The sequence below is a fragment of the Nonomuraea ferruginea genome (assembly GCF_039540635.1).
In the GTDB taxonomy this organism is placed as follows: domain Bacteria; phylum Actinomycetota; class Actinomycetes; order Streptosporangiales; family Streptosporangiaceae; genus Nonomuraea; species Nonomuraea ferruginea.
Genome location: NZ_BAABFD010000018.1, coordinates 93666 through 119894, shown reverse-complemented (window position 1 = coordinate 119894; position 26229 = coordinate 93666). Strand labels below are relative to the sequence as shown.

The window sequence follows — 26229 nt, the reverse complement described above, 5'->3', positions numbered from 1 at the left end:
GAGTGAACGTGGCTGACGACGTCTACATCGTGAGCGCCGTACGGACACCGCACGGGAGGTACGGGGGATCCCTCAAGGACGTCCGGCTCGTCGAGCTCGGCGGACTGGCCGGGCGGGCGGCGCTCGACCGCGCCGGGGTGTCGCCCGCCGACATCGGCGAGATGGTGCTGTCCAACTGCCGGCAGGCCGGCAACGGCCCCAACCCGGGACGCCAGGTCGCCTTCAAGGCGGGCCTGCCGGAGCCCGTTCCCGCGCAGACCGTCAACATGGCGTGCGCCTCCGGCCTCAAGGCGCTCCAGCTCGCGGCGCACCCCATCCTCCTGGGGGAGAGCGAGCTCACCCTGGCCGTGGCGGCGGAAAGCATGTCGACCATGCCGTACATCGCTCCGTACACCCTGCGCTGGGGCGGGATGCGGCGCGGGGACATCCTGCTGGCGGACGGCTGGCGGGACGGCGGCACCGACCCGATCTGCGGCATGAACATGGGACAGACGGCCGAGAAGGTGGCGCGCGAGTACGGCGTCAGCCGGGCCGACCAGGACGCCTGGTCGGCCCGCAGCCACCAGCGCCTGGCCGCCGCCTGGGAGGAGGGCATCCTGGACGGCCAGATCGTCGAGGTGGCGCACGAGGACGGGGCGCTCTCCAGGGACGAGACGTTCCGCCAGGGATCGACCGCGGAGAAGCTCTCGACACTGCGCCCCGCCTTCGAGGACGGCGGCACGGTCACGGCGGGCAACGCCAGCCAGATGGCCGACGGCGCCGCCGCGGTCGTGCTGGCCGGTGGCCGGGCCGCCGCCGAGCGAGGTCTCACCCCGCGTGCCCGGCTGGTGTCCGTGGCCGCCGTCGGCGTCGATCCCACCATGATGGGCATCGGCCCCACCGCGGCGATCCCCGCGGCCCTGAAGAAGGCCGGCCTGTCCGTGGGCGACATCGACCTGTTCGAGATCAACGAGGCGTTCGCCGCGCAGATCGTGCAGAACGTGCGCGCCCTGGACCTCGACGAGGACCGGGTCAACGTGAACGGCGGCGGCATCGCGCTGGGACACCCGACGGGCCAGAGCGGCCTGCGCGTCGTGGTCAGCCTCCTGCACGAGCTGGAGCGGCGCGACGCCCGCTTCGGCGTCGCGAGTCTGTGCGTCGGCGGCGGGCAGGGCATCGCCGCCGTCATCGAGCGGGTGGCGGCATGACCCGGGTGGCGGGCATGACCGTCGCCGTCGCGGGACTCGGGCCGATGGGGCGCGGCATCGCCCGGGTGTTCGACCGGGCCGGAGCCCGGGTCGTCGTCTGCGACGTGTCGCCGGAGGCGACCGAGGCGGGGCTGGCGCTGATCCGGCGGGAGGCCGAGGCCGACGGCGAGAAGGCCACCGTCGAAGCGGGCACCCTGCGATCCGCCCTGCGCGAGGCGACCCTGTTCGTCGAGGCCGTCGTCGAGAACATGGAGGCCAAGGCCGCGCTGCTGGCCGAGGTGCGCGCACACGGACGGGACGACCTCGTCGTCGCCTCCAACACCTCCTCGCTGAGCGTCGGCGAGATGGGCAAGGCCTTCGGCGACCCGTCGAGGGTCATCGGGCTGCACTTCTTCAACCCGCCGACGAAGATGCGGCTGGTCGAGGTGATCAAGGCGGCGGCCACCGCCGACGAGGTCCACGAGAACGCCCTCGGCATCGTCCGTGAGCTCGGCAAGACGCCCGTCACCTGCGCGGACTCGCCGAACTTCGTGGTCAACCGGGTATGCCGGCCGCTGTACTACGAAGCGCAGCTCCTGGTCATGCAGGGGCTGGAACCGGCCGTGGTCGACGCCGTGGCGCGCGGCGCGCTCGGCCACCGCATGGGCCCGCTGGAACTGCTCGACTTCACCGGGCTGCACACCCACCTGGCGTCATCGGAGACGGCGCATCGGGAGTTCGGCGACCCCCGATACCGCCCCATCCCCCTGGTCCGCGGGCTGGTGCGCAACGGGATGACAGGCCGGGCCGCCGGCCGGGGCTTCTACGACTACGCGGTGGAGCCGCCACGCGACGGGCGCGGCCGGGTCACCAGGGCGGCCGGGCCCGCGCCGGAGGGCGTCAGCCTGAACGTGACCGGCCCGCACGCCGCCGCGCTGCGCGGGCATCCCGCCGTCGCCCGGCATCTCGCAGGCGACGCCCCGCTCGTGGTCTTCAGCTGCCACCGCGCCCCCACGCCCGAGGACGTGGAACAGGTCCGCGAGCTCGGCCGCCGCGCGCGGGTGGTGGTGGACGGCTCCGACGCGGCCTGGCGCGACCTGCTGCCCGCGGACACGGGCTGGGTGCGGCTGCACGCGTGGCGGGAGGAGGTCTTCGCCGAGGTGGTGGAGGACCCGGAGGCCGGCGTCGCGGTCCCGGACGACACGTACGCGCTGCTGGACCTGCTGGGAGCGGCCGGTGTCCGGGTGCTCGCGCTGCCCGGCCTGGTCGCCGACAGGCTGGCCGACTGCCTGGCCAACGAGGCGTACGCCGTCGTGGAGGAGGGCACCGCCCGGCCCGAGGACGTCGATCTCGCGCTGCGCCTGGCGATGAACCACCCCGAGGGCCCGTTCGCGTACGTCCGCCGGGCCGGGCCGGTCACCGTGGCGTCCAGGCTGCGCTCGCTGCTCGCCGAGATCGGCGACTCCCGTTACCGGCCCACCCAGCTCATGCGCCGCCAGGTCAGCGCGGAGACGAGGCGGGCATGACGGCCCGGACCTCCGTGCTCGCCGACACGGCGTGCGCCGGCCTGTCCGCACTGGTCACCGGGGCCGGCAGCGGCATCGGGCGGGCGATCACGCTGCGCCTCGTCGAGCTCGGCGCCCGGGTCACGGGTCTCGGCCGGCGCGCGGAGACGCTGGCCGAGACCGGGTCGCTCGCCGCCGACCGGGAACGCTACGACTACGAGGTGTGCGACGTCCGCGACACCGAGGCGGTGGTCGCCGCCGTCGGCAGGACCGGCGCCCGCCACGGCCTCGGCCTGCTGGTGAACAACGCCGGCGGCCAGTTCTTCGCCCCGGCCACCGGCATCTCCGCAGGCGGCTGGCGGGCGGTGATCGACCTCAATCTCACGGCCGCCTTCACCGTGACCATGGCCGCGTACCCCTTCCTGGCCGAGGCGGGCGGCAGCGTCGTCAACATCTCCCTGTCCGGCGTGGAGCGGGGCGGCATGGGCATGGCGCACTCCGTGGCCGCGCGCTCCGGCATCCTCGGGCTGACCAGGACACTCGCGCTGGAATGGGCCAAGGACGGCGTCCGGCTCAACTGCGTCGGTCCCGGCACCGTGCTGACCAGCGCGCTGAGCGACGAGGCCGGCCGTCACGTGCACGACAACCTGGTCGCCAGGGGCACGCCGATGCGGCGCGCCACCGCCCCCGAGGAGGTGGCGGAGCTCGTCGCCTTCCTGGCGGGACCGGCGGGTGCGATGATGACGGGCCAGCTGATCCAGATCGACGGCGGCGCGCACCTCGGCCCAGGGCTGCACATGCTTCCGGAGGCGTACGCATGACCGGTGACAAGCTGATCGGGCTGCCCGAGGCCGTGACCGCCCACGTTCAGCCGGGCCGCACCGTGTACCTGGGCAATTTCGGCGCCCAGCTCTTCGCCGTCGGCCACGAGATCATCCGGCAGGGCCGCACCGGCCTGCACGTGGTCATCGGCTCCGGCGGGATCCTGCTGGACCAGTTGCTGGGGGCGGGCGCGCTGGCCTCGGCCACCTTCGGTCACTGCTGGAGTCCTGTCGGTCCCGGCCCCACGTGGAACTTCCGGCGCGCCGCCGAGAGCGGCGACAGGGCGGTGACGCTGTACGAGCTGAGCCTCGGGCTGATGACCGCGGCGCTGACGGCGGGCGCCTGGGGCGTGCCGTTCATGCCGGTGCCCGGTCTCCCCGGCACCGGCTACACGGACGAGGACTGGCCCAACGGCCGGATGTCCCGGGTGGACACCGCCTTCGGCGCCGCCGACATCGTCGCGGCGATCACTCCGGACGTCGCGTTCGTCCACGTCGACCAGGCCGACGCCGACGGCAACGGCGTCATCCGCGGCCCGCTCGGAGAGGCGCTGGTCGCCGCGCAGGCGGCCCGCGCCCTCGTCCTGGTCGCCGAGGAGGTCGTCGGCACGGGGGCGGCCCGCCGGGCGGGCATCGTCATCCCCGGGGTGCTGACCACCGCCGTCGTGCACCACCCCGGCGCGGTCGCCCCCGACGGCACGATCGGCCGTTATGAGCGCGACGTCGCCGCCTACGAGCGCTACGTCGCCGGCACCTCGACTCCGGAGGGGTTCGCGGCGTGGTTGGCGGAGCATGTGACAGGAGGACGCGATGCCTGACGACCCCGGCGTGATCGGTTTCCTGGTCCGCGCCGCCCGCGAGTTCCGGCGCGGCGGGTGGGTGTTCACCGGCTTCCACTGGCCGGTGCTCGCCGGTCAGCTCGCGTACGAGCTGGAGGGTGAACCGTTCACCCAGGTCTTCGAGGCGGGCGCCGGCGTGCACGGCGCCGCCGCGTCGGTGCCCACGAGCACCACGGACTACCCGGCGTACGCGGACGCGCTCGGCTTCACCGGCACCACGGCCGACGTCCTGCTGGCGATGGCCCGGCGCTTCGACCGGGTCGTCCTCGACGCGGGCAACGTCGACGTGCGCGGCCGGGTGAACTCCTCCCTGATCGGGCCGGGTGACACCCCGCGGGTCCGCCTGCCCGGCGGGGGCGGGGCGCCCGACATCGCGGCGCGGGCCCGGGAGCTCGTCTGGCTGTCCGGCGGCGACGACCTGCGGCGCGTCCAGCGGCAGGTGGAGCACGTGACCGCCGCGCCGGGGCCCGGCGCGCTCGTCCGGCTGCACACTCGGTGGGGCGTGGCGCGACTCGGTGACACACCCGTCCTGGAGGAACTGGCCGACGTCCCGGGAGCCGATGCCTTCGTCCGCCACCTGGCGGCGCTGGGCGTACGGACCGACGCGCCCGTCACGCCCAGGCCGGCCGCCTCGGCGGCCGAGAACGCCGCCGCGCGGCTGGTGCTGCGCGCGGCGGCGGAACGCGGCTACCAGGTGGCCAGACGAGCGCTCGCAGAAACGTAGAGGAATCAGTATGGACACCACAAAACTCGACGAAGTACGGCACATCACCCGAGAGCTCGTCGGCGAATGGCTCCGGGCCGGCAAGTTCTCGCCGGTCTGCGACGCCTGGCTGCGCAGCTACGACCTGGACTTCACCAAGGCCATGGCCGAACGCGGCCTGATCGGGATTTCCTGGCCGGTCGAGTACGGCGGCGGTGGCGGATCGGCGCTCACCCGGCTCGTCGTGACCGAGGAACTCCTGAGGGCCGGCGCGCCGGTCGCCGCCCACTGGATCGCGGACCGCCAGATCGGGCCGTCCATCGTGCGGCACGGCAGCGACGCGGCCAAGGCGGAGTTCCTGCCCGCGATCGCCTCCGGCGAGGTCACCTTCTGTCTCGGCATGAGCGAACCGGACTCGGGCTCGGACCTGGCCTCGGTGCGCACCACGGCCACCCGGGCGGAGGGCGGCTGGCTCGTCACCGGCAGGAAGATCTGGACCAGCCACGCGCACCGGTCGACACACGCCTACGTGCTCGCCCGTACCGGCAAGGGGGAGAAGAAGCACGAAGGGCTCACCGAGTTCATCGTGGACATGGCCGCCCCCGGCGTCGGCGTGCGGCCGATCCACGACCTGGCCGGCGAGCACCACTTCAACGAGGTGACTTTCGACTCCGTCTTCGTCCCCGACGACCACGTGCTCGGCGCGGTCGGCGGCGGATGGACGCAGGTCACCGAGCAGCTCGCGCTGGAACGCGGCGGCGTCGAGCGGGTGCTGAGCACCTATCCGCTGCTGGCCGCGGCGCTCGGGGCCGCCGGCGAGCTCGGCGACGGCGAGGCGGAACGGACCGGCGAGGTGCTGGCCAGGCTGGCGACGCTGCGCGCGATGGCGTTCGACGTGGCCGCCGAGATGGACGCGGGCCGGGCGCCGGTCCACGAGGCGGCCATGCTGAAGGACCTCGGCACCACGCTGGAGCGGGAGGTCAACGAGCTGGCCCGGACCCTGCTGGACACCCCGGTCGACCCCGGCGCCCCGGGCGCCGAAGGCCTGCTGGCCCAGGGCATCCTGGCCGCGCCGGGATTCACCATCCGCGGCGGCACGACCGAGGTCCTGCGTACGGTCATCTCCCGCGGCGCCGTCAGCGCCCGGGGGAGCCGGCCCGCGGACGACGCCGGGCTCGGCGAGGTGGCCGACCAGGTCCTCGCCGGCCACGGCGGCGAGCCCGGCGACGACCTGCCCGAGATCTGGCACACGGTGCGGGACCTCGGCTGGACGGGCGTCGGCGTCGCGGAGACGCGCGGCGGCGAGGGCGGCGACCCGCACGACGTGGTGACGATCGTCGAAGGACTCGGCCGCCACCAGGTGTCCGTCCCGGTCGCCGAGACCATCCTGGCGCGGCGCGCGCTGGCCGAGGCGGGCCGGGACGTCGCCGGCGAGGTCGCCACCGTGGCCGTGCCCCAGCGCGGGGAGAACGTCCGGCTCACCGCCGACGGCCGGTTGCACGGGACGGTCTCGAAGGTGCCCTGGGGCAGGCACGCCGGACACGTGGTGGTGCTCGCCACCCTCGACTCCGGCCAGGAGGCGCTCGCCGAGGTGCGCACCGGCGCGGCGGGGCTGCACTGGACCCCGGGCGCCAATCTCGCGGGCGAGCCCCGCGACACCCTGCGCCTGGACGGGACACCGGCCACCCCGCTCGACGGGCCGGGGGACGTCCTCGCCGAGGCCGCGCTGCTCAGAGCCGCCGCCCTGACCGGAGCCCTGGCCGCCGCCCTCGACCAGACGGTCACGCACGTGACGGTCCGCGAACAGTTCGGCAGGCCGCTCGTCAAGTTCCAGGCCGTGGCGCAGCTCGTCGCTCGCATGGCCTCGGAGCTCGAATCCGCCCGCGTCGCCGTGCGCCGCGCCACCCAGGCGCTGGCCGAGGGCCACCCCGACGCCTGGACCAGGGTCGCCGCCGCACGCGTCATCACCGGACGCGCGGCGACCGAAGGCGCGCGCATCGCCCACCAGCTGCACGCGGCCATGGGCATCACCCGCGAGCACCCCCTGCACCTCGCCACCCGGCGGCTCTGGTCGTGGCGCGACGAGTTCGGCACCGCCCGCTGGTGGGCCGGGCGACTCGGCCGGACGTTCGCCGAACGCGGACCGGACCGGCTGTGGCAATGGATCACCGAGTAAGGAGCACCTGATGGACAAGGTCATCGTGGAGCCGGACGGCGGGCTGCGCGTCCTGACGCTCAACCACCCGGACAAACGGAACATCATTGACGACACGATGCGTGCCGAGCTGGTACGGGCCGTGACCGCGATCCGCTCCGACCCGGACGCCACCGCTCTGGTGGTCACCGGGGCGGGCTCGGCGTTCTGCGGCGGCGCCGACCTGCCCGCACTCTTCGGCGACACCACCCGCGACCTCGGCACCCTGCGCGAGGACCTGCAGAAGGTGTACGAGAGCTTCCTGGTCCTCCGCTCGCTGTCCATCCCCACCATCGCCGCCGTCCAGGGGCCCGCGATCGGGGCCGGGCTGAACCTCGCCATGGCCTGCGACCTGCGCATCGCCGGCCCCGGCGCCAAGTTCGGCGCGACCTTCTCCCAGATCGGCCTGCACCCCGGCGGCGGCTGCACCTGGTTCCTGGTCCAGGCGCTCGGCTCGCAGCGCGCGCTGAAGCTCCTCCTCGACGGCGGCACGCTCACGGGCGCCGAGGCGGTGGAGGCGGGTCTGGCCCTGTCCCTGGAGGACGATCCGGTGGCCGCCGCGACCGCGCTGGGCCGTACGTACGCGCGGATGGATCCACGGCTGGCGCGGCACATCAAGAGCGCGGTGCGGATCGCGGCGACGGAGGGATTCGAGGCCACGCTGGAGTTCGAGTCGTGGGCGCAGGCCTACTCGGCGACGCAGCCCGGCATCCAGGAGTTCCTGGCCCGCTTCCGCAAGTGAGCCCGGACGGCGCGGCGCCTGCCCGGCAGGCGCCGCGCCGTCCTCGTCAGATGACCTGGTCCGCGCGCAGCCGTGTCATCGTGCCGGCGTCCAGGCCGAGGATCCCGCCGTAGACCTCGTCGTTGTGCTGTCCCAGCTCCGGGCCCAGGGTGTGGACGCGGCCCGGCGTCTCCGACAGCCGGGGGGCGACGTTCTGCATCGGGAAGGAGCCCAGCCGGTCGTGGATGAGCCGGACGACGGCGTTCCTGGCCTCGAAGTGCGGGTCGGCCAGCATGTCCGGTGCGGTGTAGATCAGACCGGCCGGCACCCCCGCTTCGTGGAGGCGTTCCAGCAACGCGTCGCGATCCTGTTCCCGCGTCCAGGCGGACACCAGTTCGTCCAGCTCCGCCTGGTTCTTCCCGCGCGCGGTGTGGGTGCCGAACCGTTCGTCGCCCTGCCACTCCGGGCAGCCCATCACCTCGGCCAGCCGGTTGAAGACCGTGTCGCGGTTGGCGGCGATCAACACGGCCGAGCCGTCCCGCGTGGGGTAGACGTTGCTGGGCGCGACGCCGGGGAGGATCGATCCCGTCCGCTCGCGCCGCGCCCCGGCCAGCTCCCATTCGGGCAGGATCGACTCCATGAGCGCCAGCACGGCCTCGTAGATGGCGGAGTCGACCACCTGGCCCCGCCCGGTGCGCTCCCTGGCCAGCAGCGCCATGACCGTGCCGAGCGCGGCGAAGGTGCCGGCCAGCGAGTCGCCGATCGAGATGCCGGCGCGGCTCGGCTGCCGGTCCGGCTCTCCGGTGAGGTACCGGAGGCCGCCCATCGCCTCGCCGATCGACCCGAAGCCCGCCCGCCCGGCGTAGGGGCCGTCCTGGCCGTAGCCGGTCACCCTCGTCACCACCAGGCCGGGGCTCAGCTCGGCCAGGGCGGCCGGCCCGAGTCCCCACCGTTCGAGCGTGCCGGGCCGGAAGTTCTCGATGAACACGTCCGCGCCGGCCAGCAACTGACGCAGGAGCTCCTGGCCCTCGGCCTGCCGGAGGTCGCAGGTGATCGACTTCTTGTTGCGGGCGATGATCGGCCAGGTCAGGGAGAGCCCCTGCGGCCGATGACTGCCCCACTGCCGCATCGGGTCGCCGCCGCGCGGATCCTCGACCTTGATCACTTCCGCGCCGAAGTCGCCGAGCAGCTGCCCGCAGAAGGGACCGGCGATGAGTGAACCGGTCTCGACGACCCGCAGCCCTGCCAACGGCCCGCCGCGCCGCTCGTCGTCAGCCACCAGCGGCCACCTTCCCGTCGGCGTTCTCCAGGCGTTCGCGCACCCGGGCCAGGAAGGCGGCGGCGTACGCCCCGTCGAAGACCCGGTGGTCGAACGACATCGTCAGCACGGCGACCAGGCCCACCTCGACCCGAGTGCCGTCGGCCACGACCGGCCGTCGCGCGATGGTGTCCATGGACAGGATCGCCGCCTGCGGCTGGTTGATCACCGGGATGGTGAACAGCGTGCCGGAGCGGCCGAGGCTCGACAGGGTGAACGTGCCGCCCGCCATGTCGGCGACGCCGAGCGCGCGCGAGCGAGCCCTGCCGGTGACTTCGGTGATGCGCTCGTGCAGCCCTTCGACGTCGAGCTCGTGGGCTCCGCGGATCACCGGCACGACCAGGCCCTCGTGGCTCATGTCGACGGCGACGCCGAGGTTGACGTGCTCGAAGACCCGGATCGAGCCGTCTTCCCAGCTGGAGTTGACCAGGGGGAAGTCGGCCAGGGCACGGGTGACGGCCCAGGCCGTGTAGGCGGGCACGGCGGGCCGGGCCGCGGACGCCTGTCGCGCGGCCTCCACCGCGTCGAAGCGGACCTCGACGGCCATCGCCGCGTGCGGGCTGGTGGCCAGCGAGCGCACCATGTGCTCGGCGGTGCGGCGGCGGATGCCGCTGGCGCGCCGTACCGTGCTGGGGCCGCGCGGGTCGGTCGTCACAGCGCTCACGGCGCGTCGCCGACGATGACGGCCAGGACGCTGCGCACGTCGACGACGTCCCCCGGCTCGACCTTGATCCGCAGGGTGCCGCCGGTCGGGGCGGGCAGGACCTCGCGTGCCTTCTCGGCCTCGATCTCGACCAGGTCCTGGCCCTCTTCGACCCGCGCGCCGTCCTCGAAGTACCACTCCAGGATCTCCGCTTCGGACATGCCCATGCTCAACTGCGGGAGGCGTACCTCGGTTTCCACGCTCACTTCTCCACTCCGAGCACGCGGCGCACGGCCGCGACGACCTTCTCCTTGGACGGGTAGATCTGCTTCTCCAGCACCGGGCTGAACGGCACGTGCATGTCGTCGCTGGTGACCCGCAGCACGGGTGCGCGCAGGCTGCCGAAGCCCTCCTCGACGAGGTGCGCGGCGATCTCGCTGGCGGCGCTGCAGGTGCGGTTGGCGGGGTCGACGATCACGCAGCGGCCGGTCTTGGCGACCGAGGCGAGGATGGCGGGCCAGTCCATCGGCACCAGCGTGCGCGGATCGACCACCTCGACGGAGACGCCCTCGCCGGCCAGGTCCTCGGCCGCGTCCAGGGCGTGCCTGACACCCCCGCCGATGCCGATGACGGTGACGTCGGTGCCTTCGCGCGGCACCGACGCCACGCCGAACGGGATCAGGTGGTCGTCGTCCTCCGGGGCCGCGCCACGGCCGCGGCGGCCCCACAGGGTGGCGTCCTCGAAGCAGAGCACCGGGTTGTCGTCGCGGATCGCCGTCTTGAGCAGGCCCTTGAGGTCGGGGCCGTTGCTCGGCACCATGATCTTCAGCCCGGGGACGTTCATGAACATCGGGTACGGGCGGTCGGCGTGGTGCGCGGCGGTGCCGCCGTGGTAGTACAGCGCCTGGCGGAACACCACGGGCATCCTCGCCTGGCCGCCGAACATGTACCGGTTCTTGGCGACCTGGCTGACGAACTGGTCCATGGCGCAGAACATGAAGCTGGCCACCGTCAGGTCGACGATGGGGCGCAGCCCGGCCATGGCGGCGCCGGCGGCCATGCCGACGCTGGCGGCCTCCGACAGCGGCAGGTCGCGGATGCGGCTGGGGCCGAAGTCCTCCAGGAAGCCCTGCGCGGCGCCGAAGACGTTGGCGCGCAGGTCCTGCCCCATCAGGATGACGCGCTCGTCACGGGTCATCTCCTCGTGCTGCGCCTGCTGGATGGCCTGGAGGAAGCCCAGTTGCGCGGCGCGCCTGGCGGCCGCGGGCGCGGTGCTCATGTGGACGCCCCTTCGACGTAGTAGAGATCCCGGTACGCCTCCTCGGGCTCGGGATACGGGCTGTCACGCGCGAACTCGACGGCCGCGGCGACCTCGGCCCGCACCTCGGAGTCGAGCGCCTCGACGGCGGCCTCGTCGGCCAGCCCTTCGTCGAGGAGACGCCGGCGGAACAGGTCGATCGGGTCGCGCTCCTGCCGCCACACGTCCACCTCGGACTGGTCCCGGTAGCTGTTCTTGACCCGCAGGCCGTAGGCGTGTTCATGGAAGCGGTAGGTCTTGGCCTCGACCAGGCTGGGGCCCTCGCCGCGACGGGCGCGGGCGACGGCCGCGGAGACCGCCTCGTAGGTCGCGACCGGGTCCTGCCCGTCGACGGTGACGCCGGGCATGCCGTAGCCGGTGGCGCGCACCGAGATGTCCTCGACGGAGGTGAGCTCCCCGGCGCGCACGCTGACGGCCCATCCGTTGTTCTCGCAGAAGAAGACGACCGGCAGCTTCCACACGGCCGCGAGGTTCATCGACTCGTGCAGGACGCCCTCGTTGGCGGCCCCGTCGCCGAAGAAGCACAGCGCGACCAGGCCGTTGCCCAGCACGTCGGCGGCGAGACCGGCGCCGACGGCGACGGGTATGGCGGACCCGACGATGCCGGACTCGCCGAGGCTGCCGACGGAGAAGTCGGCCAGGTGCATGCTGCCCCCCTTGCCCTTGCAGACGCCGCCGGCCTTGCCGAGCAGTTCCGCCATGAGCCGGTCGAGGCGGGCACCCTTCGCGATGGGGTGGCCGTGCGAGCGGTGGTTGCCGGTCATGTAGTCGTCCGCGGTCGTCGCCAGACAGGCGCCCGCGATGGCGGCCTCCTGACCGATGCTCAGGTGCACCATCGCCGGCAGCTCGCCGGCGTGGAAGAGCTCGATCGTGGCCTCTTCGAACAGACGGATACGCAGCATCCGTCGCAACATCTCCAGCGCGAGATCGCGCTCCAGGTTCATACAGTCCCCTTCCGCTGTTCGTGCCTCGGCGCCCCCCGCCCACCAGCTGAATCAGCGGGTGTATCACAATGGGTGATCTAGGAGGGACAGCCTGGCGGCGCAGCTTCAGGCCGTCAGCGTCTGTGTTGACGTAGTGAATCCCATCCCCCGGGTTTCCGTCAACGTCAGTGGTGACGTTGCTCGCGGGCTCGACAGATAAACGGCCGTGACCTCTTGTGCTAACCCGAACCCGAATGCAAAGCTGCGTCAACACCAACGACGACGTAGACGCAGTCACGTCCTAGCGGCCCGCGTGCGATCCCGCCCCTGGAACATCACAAGGAGGAACGGGGATGAGCGGCATCAAACGTTCTTTCACCCTCAAGACTCGTCCGCCAGACACCGACCCCGCCCCCGGCACCGCCGGCAGCCCGTCGGGCGAGACGCTGCTGACCGTCCGCGGTCTGACCGTGCGGTTCGGTGGGGTCACCGCTCTGGAGGACGTCTCTCTACAGGTGCGAAGCGGCGAGATCTGCGCGCTGATCGGCCCCAACGGCGCCGGCAAGACCACAGCGTTCAACAGCGTCAGCCGCCTCGTCCAGCCCGTGGCCGGCGCCATCGCGTTCGACGGCGCCGACCTGCTGCGCGCCCGGGCCGGCGACCTCGCCGCCCTGGGCATCGCCCGTACCTTCCAGAACCTCGCCCTGTGGCCGGGGCTCACCGTGATCGAGAACGTCATGGTGGGCGCGCACAGCCTCGGGCGGACCGGATTCCTCGGCGCGCCCTTCGGCTGGGGGGTGCGCTCGGAGCACCGCGAGCTGACCGAGCGGGCGTACGCCGCGCTGGCCGTGCTCGCCATCGAGGATGTCGCGTTCCAACCCTGCCAGGGACTGCCCTTCGGCACCCTGCGGAGGGTGGAGCTGGCCCGCGCGCTGGTCACCCGGCCCCGGCTGCTGATGCTCGACGAACCCGCCGCCGGCCTGACCCAGGGCGACGTGCGAGACCTCGGCACGTTGCTGCGCGCCCTGCGCGACGAGCTCGGGCTCAGCCTGCTGCTGGTCGAGCACCACATGCAGCTCGTGATGGACATCGCCGACTACGTCGTGGTCCTGGACTCCGGGCGCAACCTGCTCTCGGGACGTCCCGACGAGATCCGCGACGACCCCCGCCTCGTCGAGGCGTACCTGGGGAGCCCGCGATGACCGAACCCCTGCTCCGCATGAGCGGCGTGCGCGCCTATTACGACGGCGTCGAGGCCCTGCACGGCATCGACATCACCGTCGACACGGGGGAGGTCGTCGTCGTCCTCGGCGCGAACGGCGCGGGCAAGACCACCACGTTGCGCTCGATCTGCCAGCTCACCACCACCACAGGTGAGATCCGCTTCGACGGCGACCTCATCTCCGGGGCCTCCACCAGCTCGATCGTCCGCCGGGGCATCGCCATGGTGCCGCAGGGCCGCGGCACGCTGGGTGACCTCAGCGTCGAGGACAACCTGCTCGCCGGCGCCGTAACCCGGCGTGACAAGGGCGTGGCCGACGACATCGCGTCCTGGTACGAGACCTTCCCCCGGCTGGCGCAGCGGCGCCATCAGACCGCGGGCAGCCTCAGCGGCGGCGAGCAGCAGATGCTGGCCATCGCGCGGGCGCTGATGCTCCGTCCCCGGCTGCTGCTGATGGACGAACCGTCGCTGGGCCTGGCCCCGGTGATCGTGCGTGACCTGTTCGACGTGCTCGCCCGCATCAACCGCGAGCGCGGTGTGGCGATCGTCCTCGTCGAGCAGAACGCCGTGCTCGCGCTGGACATCGCCCAGCGCGGCTACGTACTGGAGGCCGGGAACCTCGTCCTGTCAGCGTCCGCTGACCAACTGCGGCAGGACGACGCCGTCCGGCTCGCCTACCTCGGAAACTGAACCAGGAGCTTGCATGGGCACCGTGTTGTCCCAGGCGGTATCCGGCGGTCAAGCCGACCTCGACGTCGTCGCCGCCCGCCGCCGGCGGGCGCGGCTGCGTGCCGTCCTCGTCGTCATCGTGCTGCTCGCCGCCTTCTCCGTCTGGGCCGTCATCGACGGCGGCGCGCAGCTGTACCTGCAACGGTTCTTCGACGGCATCACCAACGGACTGCTCTACGGCCTGGCCGCGCTGTCCCTGGTGATCGTCTTCAAGGCCACCGGAATCATCAACTTCGCCCAGGGGCCGATGGCCATGCTGGGCTGCTATCTGGCGCTGACCGTGCTGGAGATGTGGCCGATGCCGGTGCTGCCGGCGATCGTCATCGCGATGGTCGTCTCCGGCCTCGGCGGAGCCGTGCTCGAACGCGTGCTGATCCGCCCGTTCGACCCGGACAACCACATGGCGATCATCATCGTCACCCTGGCGCTGTTCCTCGGCTTCAACGCGCTGGCCGCGCTGGTCTGGGGCTTCCGGCCGCTGAGCTTCCCCAGCCCGTTCCCGCAGGGCACCGCGGACGCGATCGAGATCGCCGGGGCCCGCCTGTCCTACCAGGCGATCGGCACGGCGCTGCTGGTGGTGGGCGCGGTCGTGGTGCTGGAACTGGTGCTGAACCGCACCCGTCTCGGCCTCTCCTTCCGCTGCGTGGCCAACGACGTGGCGAACTCCCGGTTGCTCGGCATCGACATCGGCCGCACCGTGCAGTTCAGCTGGGCGCTGGCCGCCGCCGTCGGCACGCTGGGCGCCTGCCTGATCGCCCCGTCGACGTACGTCGACCCCGGGTTCATGAACAAGATCCTGGTGTACGCCTTCGCGGCGGCCACCCTGGGCGGCCTCGACAGCATCCGGGGAGCCCTGGCCGGCGGCCTGCTGACCGGTCTGAGCGTCTCGTTGGTGACCGGATACCTGCCCGGCGTGGGCAGCGAACTCGGCCTGGTGGTGGGCTTCGCGATGATCATCGCGGTGCTGCAGTTCAAGCCGGCCGGACTCTTCGGCAACCGAGCGATGGAGCGTGTGTGATGCCGCTGCGGATCGAACGGGGCAGCCGCCGGCACCGGCTGCTGCGACTGGCCCTGGCCGGCGGAGCGGCGGTGCTGCTGCTCGGCCTGCCGCACCTGCTCGGCACCGTGTCCCAGGTGGACACGCTCTCGCAGATAGCCGCCTACTCGGTGGCCATCCTCGGACTGATCATCCTGATGGGCTACTGCGGGCAGATCTCGCTGGCGCACAGCGCGTTCATCGGGCTGGGCGGCTACACCACGGTGATCCTGGTCGCCGACCACGACTGGCCCTACCTGGCGACCATCCCGGTCTCCATCGTGATCTGCCTGGCCGTCGGCGCGCTGATCGGCATCCCGGCACTGCGCATCCGCGGCCTGTACCTGGCCGCGGTGACGCTGGCGGTGGCGGCGCTGTTCCCGGCGCTGGTCATCCGGTTCGAGGAGCTCACCGGCGGCACCAGCGGCAAATTCGCCCGCGAGGCCATGCAGGCGCCGGAGTGGTTCTTCGTCAACCCCTACACCCGCGTCGGCCCCTCGATCGTGCGCTTCTACGTCATCGCCGCCGTGGCCGTGCTGGTCTTCCTGGTGGCGCGCAGCATCCTGCGCAGCCGGATCGGCCGGTCGATGGTGGCGCTGCGCGAGGCCCCGCTGAGCGCGGCGGCCAGCGGCGTCCAGGTCGCCCGGGTCAAGATCTTCGCCTTCGCGATCAGCGGGGCCTTCGGAGGAGTGGCCGGATCGCTGCTGGCGATCCAGCTGCCACAGGCGTCCGACACCCGCTACACACTCGACCTGTCGATCTTCCTCCTGGTGGCGCTGGTCGCCGGGGGCAGCGGCACCATGCTGGGCGCGATCCCCGGCGCGATCATCTTCGTCACCCTCCGCACGTTCGTCTCCGACTGGGCCGCCGCGCTGCCGGCGTTCCAGGGCAGCGACGGCGGCCAGATCGTCGGCATCATCTCCTGCCTGCTGCTGCTGGCGATCGTCTTCCTGATGCCGACAGGAGTGGCCGGCGGCCTGAAGAAGGCCGGCCGGCGGCTCGTCCAGTTCACCGACCCCGTCCCCGCGGGCTGGCGCAGGTTCCAGCTTTCCGCATCCTCCCAACCGACGCCGTCTGCGGACGCAGGGGGATCCCAGACAGCGTCGTCCCCGCAACCGGAGAACTCCGGTGCACCGACGAAAGGCTGAGCTCGTGTTCTCAACGGTACGACCCGCGGCTGTGGCCGTGGTCCTCCTGGCCGCGGTGAGCCTGACCGCGTGCTCCCATGACAAGCAGGCGGCCACCGCGGAGATGTGCGTCTCCGAGGCCGAGCAGAACGTGACCGCCGCCGCAGACAACCCGCACATCCCCAAGGCCGAGGTCGACGCCTCGCTCGGCCAGGTCGGCGACGGGTGCGTCTTCCGCGGCTCCGGCGGCTTCCAGCTGGACGTGTCGAAGTGTCCCACCGACTACGACATCAACACCGGCATCACCGACAAGGAGATCCGGCTGTTCACCAGCATGCCGCACAGCGGCCCGCTCGCCGCGTACGGCTACATCGGCGACGGACTGAAGAACTACCTCTCGTACGTCAACGCCAACGGCGGCGTCGGCGGGCGCACCATCCAGCTCGACATCCTGGACGACCACTACCAGCCGGACCTGACCCGCAAGAACGTCGACAAGGCGATCCAGGAGAACAAGTACGCGGCCAGCGTGGCGATCCTCGGCTCGTCCAACAACGGCGCCATCCGCGACGTCATGAACGACGAGTGCATGCCGCACCTGCTGGTGGCCTCCTCCGAGGACCGCTGGGGAGACGTCGAGAACTACCCGTGGACCACGGGCATGGGCCTGAACTACGGCAACGAGGCCGGGCTCTGGAAGCGCTGGATCTCCGACAAGTATCCCGACGGCGCGACCGTCGCCGTGGTCGCCATGAACAACGACTTCGGCAAGGCGTACGAGGCCGCCTTCACCGACGCCGCCGAAGGCAGCAACATCAAGATCGTCGCCAAGGAGCTGATCGACCCGTCGGCGCCGAACATGACCGACCAGCTGACCTCGGCGGCGGCCAGCAAGGCCCAGGTCGCCATCTTCGCCGTCGCCGGCACGTTCTGCGTGCAGGCCATCGGCGGCGTCGAGCGCAGCTCGTGGGACCCGGACGTGATCACGGGCAACTCGTGCGCGCAGATCGAGACGTCGCTGGCGCCGCTGCAGAAGGAGGGCCTGACCGGCGACGGCACCATGGTCATCCAGTACTACTACAACCCGAGCGACCCGGCGAACAAGGCGCCGGAGTACGCCGAGCTCTACGCCGAGCAGATGAAGAAGGACGGGCTGGACCCGGAGGTCGCGCAGTACACCAACGGCTGGTTCTGGGGCTGGTACCTCGTGGCGGTGCTGCGCAACGCCGACGCGATGCAGGGCGGGCTGAACCGCGCCAACATCGCCGTGGCCGCGCGCACCATCAGCCAGCCGTACCCGCTGCTGGTCGAGGGGCTGACCTCGAAGATGAACGGCGTGGAGGACGCCTACCTGTTCGAGGGCGGCCAGATGTTCCGCTACGAGGGAGCCACCACCAGCAAGATCGGCGAGTGGAAGCCGATCGGCGAGCTGATCAACCGTGAGGGCAGCACGGGCAACTTCACCAAGCTCAACCTGCAGTGACCGGCGGCCGGGGTGCGCGACGGCGCGCACCCCGGCCATCGACGAAGGAGTGACACATGCCCGAACTCGACTTCGACGGCGCGGTGGCGGTGGTGACCGGCGGCGGGCACGGCCTGGGCCGGGCGTACGCGGGCGAGCTGGGCCGGCGCGGCGCGCGGGTGCTGGTCAACGACCTCGACGCCGAGGCCGCCCGATCGGCCGCGCGGGACATCGCGGACGCCGGCGGCGTGGCGGTCGCCGAGACGAGCAGCGTCGCCGACCCGGCCGGCGGTGAGGCGATCATCGCGGCGGCCGTGGACGCCTTCGGCCGGGTGGACGTCCTGATCAACAACGCGGGCGTCGGACGGCCCAAGGACTTCGGCGACGTGGGCATGGACGACGTGCACCTGTCGCTGTCCGTGCACCTGCTCGGCGCCTACCACCTGATCGTCCCCGCCTGGCGGCACATGACCGCCCAGGGCGGCGGCTCGATCGTGAACACCTCCTCGTCGGTCGGCCTGTTCGGCCAGAAGCGCTCGGCCGTCTACGCCTCGGCGAAGATGGGCGTCGTCGGCCTGACCCGGGTGCTGGCCGCGGAGGGCGCCCCGCTCGGCATCCGGGTCAACGCGATCGCCCCGGTGGCGAGCTCGCGGATGGCCGCCGACGTGTACGGCAAGCTCGATCCCAAGCTGGACCCGGCGCGCGTCGCGGCGGTGGTGCTCGCCCTGGCGCACCGCGACTGCCCGGTCACCGGCGAGGTCGTCTCCGCCGGTGGCGGCCGGCTCGCGCGCATCCTGATCGCGACGACCGACGGCTACTTCTCACCGGACCTGACCGTGGAGGAGGCCGCCGCGGCACTGCCCTCGGTGGTGGCCGGCGAGACGGCGGTGCGGGTGCCGACCTGCGCCATGGACGAGATCGACCTGATCCGGCAGTGCTTCCCGGATCTCGACGGCTTCCCGATGCCGCTGCGCTGACGGCGCCCGCCACGTCAGCCGCGCCGCCGCGGCGGGAGCCGTCCCTGTCCGCCGTAGGGCTGGAGCGCGGCGCCGAGATCGCCCTCGAACGCCGCGGCGACGTCCGCCGCGCTCCACCGCTCCCGTACGGCGTGCGGAGCGCCGGCGAGTCCCACGTGCGGCACGATGCCGAGACGCCGGCCGTCGAAGCTGAAGAACTGCCCGGTGACGCCCTCCGAGGCATCGCTGAGCAGGTAGGTCACCAAGGGCGCCACGGCGGCGGGCGACATCTCGTCGATGCCGTCGAGAGGGGCGCTCGCGCCGTCCGGCGTGGGGGCGCGGCTGATCGCGTCACGGGTCATCCGGGTCAGGGCCTTGGGCGACAGGGCGTTGACCCGGATTCCGTCCGCTTCGAGGTCGAGGGCGGCAGCCCAGGTCAGCGCGGTGACGGCGCCCTTGGTCATGGCGTAGGCCGCCATGTTCGGGTAGCCGAACATGGCCAGTGACGAGGCGTTGACGATGGACCCGCCGCCCGCGCCCCGCATCGCCCGTGCCGCCGCGTCGAGGCAGTACGCGGTGCCGAGCACGTTGACGCCGACGGCTTCCCGCAGCCGGCGCGGGTCCTCGTTCCAGGGCAGCGCCTCGTGGTAGAGCCCGGCGTTGTTGACCAGGCCGTCCAGGCGGCCGAACGCGGCGACGCACTCCTCGACCAGGGCCGCCGCCTGGCCGGGGTCGGCTATGTCGCTCGGGACGGCCACGGCGCGCCCGCCCGCCCTTTCGATCTCGGCGGCGGTCTCGCCGGCGGCCCCGGCGTCGACGTCGTTGACCACGACGGCGGCGCCGTGCCGCGCGGCGTCCACGGCGTAGGCACGGCCCAGCCCCCGGCCTGCCCCGGTCACCAGCACGGCACGTCCGACGAGCATGTCGAACTCCTTCTGTCAGCATTGACGTAGACGCTGACGAAGCTTAGGGTCGCACCCGAAAGGCGGTCAAGAATGCAGGACACCAGGCTGGACCGGCTCTGCTTCGGCTGCGGCCCGATCGGCGGCCTCGCCGCGGCGAGCGGCGAGACCGGGCCGGAGCACGCCGAGGAGATCGCCGTCGCGGCCGTCGAGGCCGCCTGGGAGTGCGGCCTGCGCAGTTTCGACACCGCTCCCAGCTACGGGGACGGCGCCGCCGAACGCCTGCTCGGCACCGCGCTGCGCGGCCTGCCGCGTGACCGGTTCACGGTCAGCGGCAAGGTCGGGCGCCGGACGATGGCGATCGCCGACCCGTACCGGCTGGACGGAGCCGCCGCCCGGCGGGAACCCCGCTTCGACTTCACCGCCGCCGGGGTCCGGCGCACCGTGGAGACCTCGCTGGAGCGGCTCGGACTCGACCGGCTCGACACGGTCTTCCTGCACGACCCCGACGACCTGCTCGGTCCCGCGCTCGACGAGGCCGTTCCCGCCCTGCACGAGCTGCGCCGGGCGGGCGCCGTCGGCGCGATCGGGGTGGGCACGACCCGGCCGCGGGCCGCCCAGGCGCTGGTCGCCGCCGGGGCCGTCGACACCGTGATGATCGCGGGGGAGTGGAACCTCATGCGGCGCTCGGCCGCCACGCTGCTGGCGCGCTGCCAGGAGGCCGGGGTTCCCGTGCTGGCCGCCGCACCGTACGCCTCCGGGCTGCTCGCCGTCGCCCGGCCCGGGCCCGGCCTGCCCTACCTCTACCGCGCGCCGTCGCCGTGGCTGCTGGAGGCCGCCGGCCGGATGGCCGACCGCTGCCGGCGCCACGGCGCCGAGCTGCCCCAGGCGGCGATCCAGTTCCCGCTCCGGCATCCGGCCGTGACCCAGGTGGTCGTCGGCATGCGCGACGCCGGCGAGGTCGTCGCCAACGCCGCGCGGTTCACCACCGATCTGCCCGAGGCGCTCTGGGCCGAGTTGGACACGCTCTGGGCCGGGCTCGGCACACCGCCCGGGGAACCCGTCCCGACATGATCGAGGAGGCCGTACGTGCTGCGCCAGGAGAACTATCGCAGGATCGCCATCGAGCGGCGTGGGGCCGTCACCGTGCTCACGCTGAACCGCCCCGAGCGGCGCAACGCCGTCGACGACGTCATGCACTCGGAGCTGTCGACGCTGTTCCGCGAGGCGCGGCGGAGCACCGACGCCGAGGTCTACGTGCTCACCGGCGCGGGGGAGGCCTTCTGCGCCGGCGGGGACACCGACCCCGGCCGTCCCTATGCCTCGCTCAGCGGCCTGACGCCGATCCAGGAGGCCGCCGAGATCGTCTACGGCATCCTGGAGCTGGACCAGCCGCTGATCGCCGCGGTCAACGGCGACGCCACGGGGCTGGGGGCGATGCTGGCCTCCGCCGCCGACGTGTCCTTCGCCGTGCCTTCGGCCCGCTTCGGTGACGCGCACGTGCAGGTGGGGCTGCCCGCCGGCAACGGCCCCGCCGCGCTGTGGCCGCTGCTCGCCGGGCCGCAGCGGGCCAAGCGGCTGCTGCTCGGCGGCGAGATGATCAGCACCGACCAGGCCGTCGCCTGGGGGCTGCTGCACGAGCTGGTCACCGAGGGTTCCGCCCTGGACGCCGCCCTGGCGCTGGCCGGACGCTGGGCCGAGCTGCCCCGTGCGGCCGTACGCGGCACCAAGGCCACGATCAACGCGGCCGTACGCGCGGCGGTCGCCCAGGTCCTGCCCCTGTCGCTGGCCCTGGAGGAACAGGCGATGGCCGCCCCCGACTTCCGCCGGCGACTCGCCGCAGCGCACGAGACACGGCGAGCCGCCACGGGCTGACGCCCGCAGCGCCGGACGACCTCCGTGACGGCGCTCAGCCGCCCTGCAGCGCCGGACGTCCTCCGTGACGGCGCTCAGCCGCCCCGCAGCGCCGGACGTCCTTCGCGGCGGGCCGCTGCGAGCTGACGGCGCTCAGCTGTTCCGCAGTGCCGGGATGACATCTGTGACGATGCGGCGGACGGTGTCCTCGTCGGCCTGGCCGTGCGGCCAGTAGTCCTGCGGTGGCCAGTAGAAGACGAACCGGTCGATGCCGGCCGCACGGTAGCGGGAGACGAAGCTCGCGAAAGCGTCCGGGCCGGCCCACATGTTCTCCGAGCTGACCAGCGGGCGGCCGGTCAGCAACGTCCGGCCCAGCGTGGCCGGGTCCCGGCCGGCTTCCTCACACGCGCGTTCCATCCGGCGCGCCTGGCGGGCGGTGCGGTCGAGGTGCTCGGCCGCGGACAGGCCGAAGCCGCCGAAGGTGCTCCAGGCGTCCCCGTACCGCGCGGCGGTGGCCATGGCGTGCGGTCCGTGGGCGGCGACGGTGAGCGGCGGACGCGGGGATCGCACCGGCCGGGGGCCGAGCGGCGGGATGCGGGAACGGTAGTACCGCCCGGGCTCGACAGGCTCGCCGCGCAGGACCCGGTCGACGAGCGCGACGGCCTCCCGGAACCGCTCCGCGCGCTCCCGCCCGGGCCACGGTCGCGAACCGGCCAGCGCGTGGTCGGAGTCGGCGTACCCGGAGCCGAGGCCGACCTCCAGCCGCCCCTGGCTGATCCGCTCCACGGTCAGGGCCTGGCGGGCCAGCAGCGCCGGATGACGGACCACCGGGCTGGACACCAGGCTGCCCAGGCGGATCGTCGTGGTCGCGGTCGCTAGGGCCGCCAGTGTGCTCCAGGCCTCCAGCCAGTCCTGCGCGGGATCCGCCGGGCTGGTCAGGTGGTCGTCGATCCACGCGTGGTCGAACCCGAGCCGTTCGGCCAGCAGGCAGTGATCTCGTAGCGTCTGCCAGGACACCTTCGGAATGAGCATGACGCCGAAGGCCGGACCCGTCGGGGGATTTCTGTCAGCATCCACGTTGACGCAAACTAGGTGCGATGCTAGCGTGACGTCAACATCAATGGTGACGTGCACGCGGAAACCCGGCGCGTACCAGCAGACTCGATCCAACGACCTGGGAGACGAGGCAGATGGTGGTCCGAACCCCGACCCGTCGGCCAGCGGTCGACATGTTCGACTCCGATCGGTTCCGGCAAGTGATGGGCCACGTCCCGACGGGGGTGGCCGTGGTGACGGCGATGACGCGACAGGGCCCGGTCGGCCTCACCGTCGGGTCCTTCGTCTCGGCGTCATTGGACCCGCCGCTGGTCGGCTTCCTGCCGGCCCGGACGTCCACGACCTGGCCGCTGATCGTGCCGCTCGGCACCTTCTGCGTGAACGTCCTCGGCGAGGACGACGAGAGCCTGTGCCGCGGCTTCGCGCGGTCGGGTGGCCGCAAGTTCGACGGGGTCGACTGGACCTTGTCCGAGGCCACCGGCTCGCCCGTCATCTCCGGGGCGCTGGCCTGGTTCGACTGCGCCTTCGAGCACAGCTACCCGGCCGGTGACCACCTGTTCGTCCTGGGCCGCGTGCTCGACCTCGGCGTCCGCGCGCAGGGCCGACCCCTGATCTTCTGTCATGGCCGCTATCAGCAACTGGCCACGGGCTCCACGGCCGGCAGCGCCGTATCCTTTGGAGGATAAATCCCCATGCGTGTAGGTATGACCTGCATCTTCGAAGGTCACGAGAACGCGACCGACGACGAGATCTACCAGACGGAGCTCCGCCTGGCCGACCTCGCGGAACCGCTGGGCTTCGACGCCCTGTGGGGCGTGGAGCACCACTTCACGTCGTACACCATGATCCCGGACGTCCTGCAGTTCCTGACCTACATGGCAGGACGCACCGAGCGCATCCAGCTCGGCTCCGGCGCGGTCATCCTGCCCTGGCACGACCCGATCCGGGTCGCCGAGCAGGTCGCCGTCCTGGACATCGTGTCCAACGGCCGGTTCGTCTTCGGTCTGGGCCGGGGCCTCGGCCGCATCGAGTTCGAGGGCTTCGGCATCCCGATGGGCGAGTCCCGTGAGCGCTTCGTGGAGGCCGCCGACATCATCATGTCGGCCCTGGACACCGGCATCCTGGAGTACGACGGCAAGTACTACCAGATCCCGCGCCGCGAGCTGCGCCCCAAGCCGGCGCGCAGGTTCGACGACCGCCTCTACGCCGCCGCCGTGTCGCCCGAGTCGGTGCGGATCATGGCCGACATCGGCGCGGGCATCCTGATCAACCCGCAGAAGGACTGGATGGAGGTCGCCGAGGACCTCGCGGGCTACCGGGCCACCTTCAAGGAGATCAAGGGGGTCGACGCGCCGGCCCCGCTGGTCACCGGCTGGGTCTGCTGCGACGAGGACCCGATCAAGGCCAGGGACATGGCCCAGGAGTACATCGGCGGCTATTACGAGTACGTCCTGAACCACTACGAGCTGGGCGGGCGGCACTTCGACACCACGCTCGGCTACGAGTACTACCAGCGACTCGCCCGCTCGATCCAGAAGCACGGCTCCGACCGCGTCGTGGACAACTTCATCGAGCTGCAGATCTGGGGCACCCCCGACCAGTGCCTGGAGCGCATCGTCGCCATCCAGGAGAAGGTCGGCAACGACGGGTTCAACGGCGTGTTCAACTTCGCCGGCATGACCCCGGAGACCGCCGAGAAGAACCTGCGCCTGTTCGCCGCCGAGGTCATGCCGCGGGTCAAGGCCCTCGGACCGGTCCGGCCATGACCAGCCCGGGGTTCCGGGTCGTCACCGGCGGCCTCGGCTTCCCCGAGGGGCCGAGCCATCTGGGCGACGGGGCCGTGGCCGTGGTCGAGATGCAGGGTCAGGTGGTCACCCGGGTCGCGGCCGACGGCGGCAAGACGGTGCTCGCCCGGCTCGGCGGCGGGCCCAACGGCAGCGCCCTCGGCGCCGACGGCGCGATCTACGTCGCCGACAACGGGGGCCTGTCGGCGACCCGGTCCGGCGGTTACTGGCACGCGCCCGAGCCGGTCGACGGCCGTGTGCAGAAGGTGCTCGACGGGCAGGTCACGGTGGTCGCCACCGGCCTGCCGGGGCCGCCGCCGCACCGTCCCAACGACCTGTGCTTCGGCCCCGACGGCCGGCTCTACGTCACCGACTCGCACAATTGGGAGGACCTGCGCGGCCTGAAGCCCGGCCGGATCTGCGCGATCTCCCCGGACCGTACGATCACGCAGGTCGCCGAGGTCCCGGCGATGCCCAACGGCATCGCCTTCGGGCCGGACGGCCGGCTCTACGTGGCCCAGTCGATGACCCGCAAGATCCTGGTCTTCGACTGGTCGGCCGGGACGGGCCTCGGCGACCCGCGGGTCTTCGCCAAGCTTCCGGCCGGCTCGCCCGACGGCATGTGCTTCGACGCCGACGGCGACCTCTACGTCTGCGGCAGCGTCGGGCACGTCATCTTCGTCTATGACGCCGTAGGCGCTCTCAAGCGGACCATCGAGGTCCCCACGGGAGCACAGCCGACCAACTGCTGCATCGGTGACGGTCAGCTCTATGTCACCTTCTCCATGACCGGCGAGCTGGTCGCCTACGACCTGCAGGTGACCGCGCTGCCACTGCACGAGGGAGTTATCACATGAAGTTCGGCCTGATGTACGAGATCCCCGTGCCCCGCCCGTGGAACGACCGCAGCGCGTACGACGCCTTCGAGAACACGCTGCGCCAGATCGAGCTCGCCGACCGGCTGGGGTTCCACAGCGTCTGGACGGTGGAGCACCACTTCCTCGGCGACTACTCCCATTCCTCCGCGCCCGAGGCGTTGTACGGGGCCATCGCGGCGCGGACCAGGAACATCCGCATCGGCCACGGGGTCCGGCTGCTGCCCTTCCCGTACAACCATCCGGTGCGCGCCGCCGAGGCCGCGGCCACCATCGACATCATCTCCAACGGCCGCCTGGAGTTCGGCACCGGCCGGTCAGGCACCCGCATCGAGCTGGAGGGCTTCGGCATCAACCCCTCCGACACCCGCCCGATGTGGGAGGAGGCCCTTGACGTGATCATGGGGTGCTGGACCGAGGAGACCTTCTCCTGGGAGGGGGAGTACTTCAAGATCCCGCCGCGGGGCGTGGTTCCCAAGCCGCTGCAGGCGCCGCACCCGCCGCTGTGGGGCGCGTCCTCCAGCTCCGACAGCCATGAGCTGATGGGCGAGAAGGGCATCGGCCTGCTGTCGTTCTCCGTCGCGTCGGGGCCGGAGACCCTGGTCAAGCGGTTCGGCCGGTACCGCGACGGCATCCGCCGCGCCAAGCCGGTCGGCAAGTACGTCAACGAGCAGATCGCCACCTTCACCCAGGTGCACTGCGCGGAGACCACCGAGGACGCCTACGCCGAAGCCGGTCCCCGCTTCGGGTGGTACGTCCAGGAGTCGTTGAAGAAGATCGCCGAACTCGGCGACTGGAAGGACGGCACCCAGCTCGGCAGCTACGAGTACGCCAAGCGGCTCCTCGGCGGTGTCGACCTGAACACGCTGGACTTCGACTACCTGCTCAAGAACGACGCGGTGATCGTCGGCAACCCCGACCAGTGCGTCGAGATGGCCAAGCGGTACGAGGCGGTGGGCACCGACCTGCTGCTCTGCCTCGTGCAGCCCTATGACATTCCGCATGAAAAGGTCATGAAGTCGATCGAGCTTCTCGGTACGCACGTGCTGCCGGAGTTCTCCTGACCTTTGACTCC

26 protein-coding genes are annotated in these 26229 nt (G+C 72.1%); 19 read left to right on the top strand and 7 right to left on the bottom strand.

Annotation, left to right across the window (positions count from 1 at the left end):
- Nucleotides 1-8 precede the first annotated feature (8 nt).
- The 7 genes from ABD999_RS30970 to ABD999_RS30940 are packed head-to-tail and all read left to right on the top strand — an operon-like array spanning nt 9 to nt 7970.
- A complete protein-coding gene (locus ABD999_RS30970; RefSeq protein WP_271279617.1) occupies nt 9-1187 on the top strand; it encodes a thiolase family protein in 1179 nt (392 codons plus the stop codon).
- A complete protein-coding gene (locus ABD999_RS30965; protein WP_271279618.1) occupies nt 1184-2692 on the top strand; it encodes a 3-hydroxyacyl-CoA dehydrogenase in 1509 nt (502 codons plus the stop codon). Before ABD999_RS30970 ends, ABD999_RS30965 begins: the two co-directional genes overlap by 4 nt.
- Nucleotides 2689-3492, top strand: coding sequence for an SDR family oxidoreductase (locus tag ABD999_RS30960; RefSeq protein ID WP_271279619.1), 804 nt, complete (start codon nt 2689-2691; stop codon nt 3490-3492). Before ABD999_RS30965 ends, ABD999_RS30960 begins: the two co-directional genes overlap by 4 nt.
- On the top strand, nt 3489-4310 hold the full coding sequence (locus tag ABD999_RS30955) for a CoA-transferase (RefSeq protein ID WP_271279620.1): 822 nt from the start codon (nt 3489-3491) through the stop codon (nt 4308-4310). Before ABD999_RS30960 ends, ABD999_RS30955 begins: the two co-directional genes overlap by 4 nt.
- The gene (locus ABD999_RS30950; RefSeq protein ID WP_271279621.1) at nt 4303-5055 is read left to right on the top strand and encodes a hypothetical protein; all 753 of its coding nucleotides are present in this window, start codon (nt 4303-4305) and stop codon (nt 5053-5055) included. Before ABD999_RS30955 ends, ABD999_RS30950 begins: the two co-directional genes overlap by 8 nt.
- Before the next feature lie 10 nt (nt 5056-5065).
- Entirely contained in the window at nt 5066-7210 is a 2145-nt protein-coding gene (locus ABD999_RS30945) for an acyl-CoA dehydrogenase family protein (protein ID WP_271279622.1), read from the top strand.
- 10 nt (nt 7211-7220) lie between these two features.
- A complete protein-coding gene (locus tag ABD999_RS30940; protein WP_271279623.1) occupies nt 7221-7970 on the top strand; it encodes an enoyl-CoA hydratase in 750 nt (249 codons plus the stop codon).
- Between the two features lie 46 nt (nt 7971-8016).
- Here ABD999_RS30940 and ABD999_RS30935 read toward each other — a convergent pair whose 3' ends face one another.
- From ABD999_RS30935 to ABD999_RS30915, 5 genes are read right to left on the bottom strand one after another with little or no spacing between them, the layout of a single operon-like run.
- Complete coding sequence (locus ABD999_RS30935) at nt 8017-9228, bottom strand: CaiB/BaiF CoA transferase family protein (protein WP_187280995.1); 1212 nt, start codon at nt 9226-9228, stop codon at nt 8017-8019.
- Entirely contained in the window at nt 9221-9931 is a 711-nt protein-coding gene (locus ABD999_RS30930; RefSeq protein ID WP_271280442.1) for a 2-oxo acid dehydrogenase subunit E2, read from the bottom strand. Before ABD999_RS30930 ends, ABD999_RS30935 begins: the two co-directional genes overlap by 8 nt.
- On the bottom strand, nt 9928-10170 hold the full coding sequence (locus ABD999_RS30925; protein WP_148029776.1) for a biotin/lipoyl-containing protein: 243 nt from the start codon (nt 10168-10170) through the stop codon (nt 9928-9930). Before ABD999_RS30925 ends, ABD999_RS30930 begins: the two co-directional genes overlap by 4 nt.
- Before the next feature lie 2 nt (nt 10171-10172).
- Entirely contained in the window at nt 10173-11189 is a 1017-nt protein-coding gene (locus ABD999_RS30920; RefSeq protein WP_271280441.1) for an alpha-ketoacid dehydrogenase subunit beta, read from the bottom strand.
- Nucleotides 11186-12172: a thiamine pyrophosphate-dependent dehydrogenase E1 component subunit alpha gene (locus tag ABD999_RS30915; RefSeq protein ID WP_271280440.1), complete on the bottom strand. Its 987-nt coding sequence runs from the start codon at nt 12170-12172 to the stop codon at nt 11186-11188. Before ABD999_RS30915 ends, ABD999_RS30920 begins: the two co-directional genes overlap by 4 nt.
- A 332-nt stretch (nt 12173-12504) precedes the next feature.
- Between ABD999_RS30915 and ABD999_RS30910 the strand changes: the two genes are divergently transcribed.
- The 6 genes from ABD999_RS30910 to ABD999_RS30885 are packed head-to-tail and all read left to right on the top strand — an operon-like array spanning nt 12505 to nt 18704.
- Nucleotides 12505-13353 (top strand): ABC transporter ATP-binding protein, encoded by an 849-nt coding sequence (locus ABD999_RS30910; RefSeq protein ID WP_271280439.1) that lies wholly within the window; start codon nt 12505-12507, stop codon nt 13351-13353.
- Nucleotides 13350-14063 carry an ABC transporter ATP-binding protein gene (locus ABD999_RS30905; protein WP_148029780.1) on the top strand — a complete coding sequence of 238 codons (714 nt, stop codon included), beginning with the start codon at nt 13350-13352 and terminating at the stop codon, nt 14061-14063. The genes ABD999_RS30910 and ABD999_RS30905 overlap by 4 nt, the downstream gene beginning before the upstream one ends.
- Before the next feature lie 13 nt (nt 14064-14076).
- A complete protein-coding gene (locus ABD999_RS30900; RefSeq protein ID WP_345483029.1) occupies nt 14077-15120 on the top strand; it encodes a branched-chain amino acid ABC transporter permease in 1044 nt (347 codons plus the stop codon).
- Nucleotides 15120-16286: a branched-chain amino acid ABC transporter permease gene (locus ABD999_RS30895; protein ID WP_271279698.1), complete on the top strand. Its 1167-nt coding sequence runs from the start codon at nt 15120-15122 to the stop codon at nt 16284-16286. Before ABD999_RS30900 ends, ABD999_RS30895 begins: the two co-directional genes overlap by 1 nt.
- A 31-nt stretch (nt 16287-16317) precedes the next feature.
- Complete coding sequence (locus ABD999_RS30890; protein ID WP_271279699.1) at nt 16318-17748, top strand: ABC transporter substrate-binding protein; 1431 nt, start codon at nt 16318-16320, stop codon at nt 17746-17748.
- 56 nt (nt 17749-17804) lie between these two features.
- On the top strand, nt 17805-18704 hold the full coding sequence (locus ABD999_RS30885) for an SDR family NAD(P)-dependent oxidoreductase (protein WP_271279700.1): 900 nt from the start codon (nt 17805-17807) through the stop codon (nt 18702-18704).
- A gap of 14 nt (nt 18705-18718) precedes the next feature.
- Here ABD999_RS30885 and ABD999_RS30880 read toward each other — a convergent pair whose 3' ends face one another.
- Nucleotides 18719-19606 carry an SDR family NAD(P)-dependent oxidoreductase gene (locus ABD999_RS30880; protein ID WP_271279701.1) on the bottom strand — a complete coding sequence of 296 codons (888 nt, stop codon included), beginning with the start codon at nt 19604-19606 and terminating at the stop codon, nt 18719-18721.
- A gap of 72 nt (nt 19607-19678) precedes the next feature.
- Here ABD999_RS30880 and ABD999_RS30875 point away from each other — a divergent pair, with 72 nt between their 5' ends.
- Nucleotides 19679-20659 (top strand): aldo/keto reductase, encoded by a 981-nt coding sequence (locus ABD999_RS30875; protein ID WP_271279702.1) that lies wholly within the window; start codon nt 19679-19681, stop codon nt 20657-20659.
- Nucleotides 20660-20674: 15 nt separating this feature from the next.
- Nucleotides 20675-21460 (top strand): enoyl-CoA hydratase/isomerase family protein, encoded by a 786-nt coding sequence (locus ABD999_RS30870; RefSeq protein ID WP_271279703.1) that lies wholly within the window; start codon nt 20675-20677, stop codon nt 21458-21460.
- Between the two features lie 132 nt (nt 21461-21592).
- Here the strand turns inward: ABD999_RS30870 and ABD999_RS30865 are convergent, their stop codons facing one another.
- On the bottom strand, nt 21593-22471 hold the full coding sequence (locus ABD999_RS30865; protein WP_271279704.1) for an LLM class flavin-dependent oxidoreductase: 879 nt from the start codon (nt 22469-22471) through the stop codon (nt 21593-21595).
- A gap of 197 nt (nt 22472-22668) precedes the next feature.
- Here ABD999_RS30865 and ABD999_RS30860 point away from each other — a divergent pair, with 197 nt between their 5' ends.
- The 4 genes from ABD999_RS30860 to ABD999_RS30845 are packed head-to-tail and all read left to right on the top strand — an operon-like array spanning nt 22669 to nt 26218.
- Nucleotides 22669-23181 (top strand): flavin reductase family protein, encoded by a 513-nt coding sequence (locus ABD999_RS30860; protein WP_187280996.1) that lies wholly within the window; start codon nt 22669-22671, stop codon nt 23179-23181.
- Nucleotides 23182-23187: 6 nt separating this feature from the next.
- Nucleotides 23188-24261, top strand: a complete 1074-nt coding sequence (locus ABD999_RS30855) for an LLM class flavin-dependent oxidoreductase (protein WP_148029790.1) — start codon at nt 23188-23190, stop codon at nt 24259-24261.
- Complete coding sequence (locus tag ABD999_RS30850; protein ID WP_219547917.1) at nt 24258-25136, top strand: SMP-30/gluconolactonase/LRE family protein; 879 nt, start codon at nt 24258-24260, stop codon at nt 25134-25136. The genes ABD999_RS30855 and ABD999_RS30850 overlap by 4 nt, the downstream gene beginning before the upstream one ends.
- Nucleotides 25133-26218 carry an LLM class flavin-dependent oxidoreductase gene (locus tag ABD999_RS30845; RefSeq protein ID WP_219547919.1) on the top strand — a complete coding sequence of 362 codons (1086 nt, stop codon included), beginning with the start codon at nt 25133-25135 and terminating at the stop codon, nt 26216-26218. Before ABD999_RS30850 ends, ABD999_RS30845 begins: the two co-directional genes overlap by 4 nt.
- Nucleotides 26219-26229 lie beyond the last annotated feature (11 nt).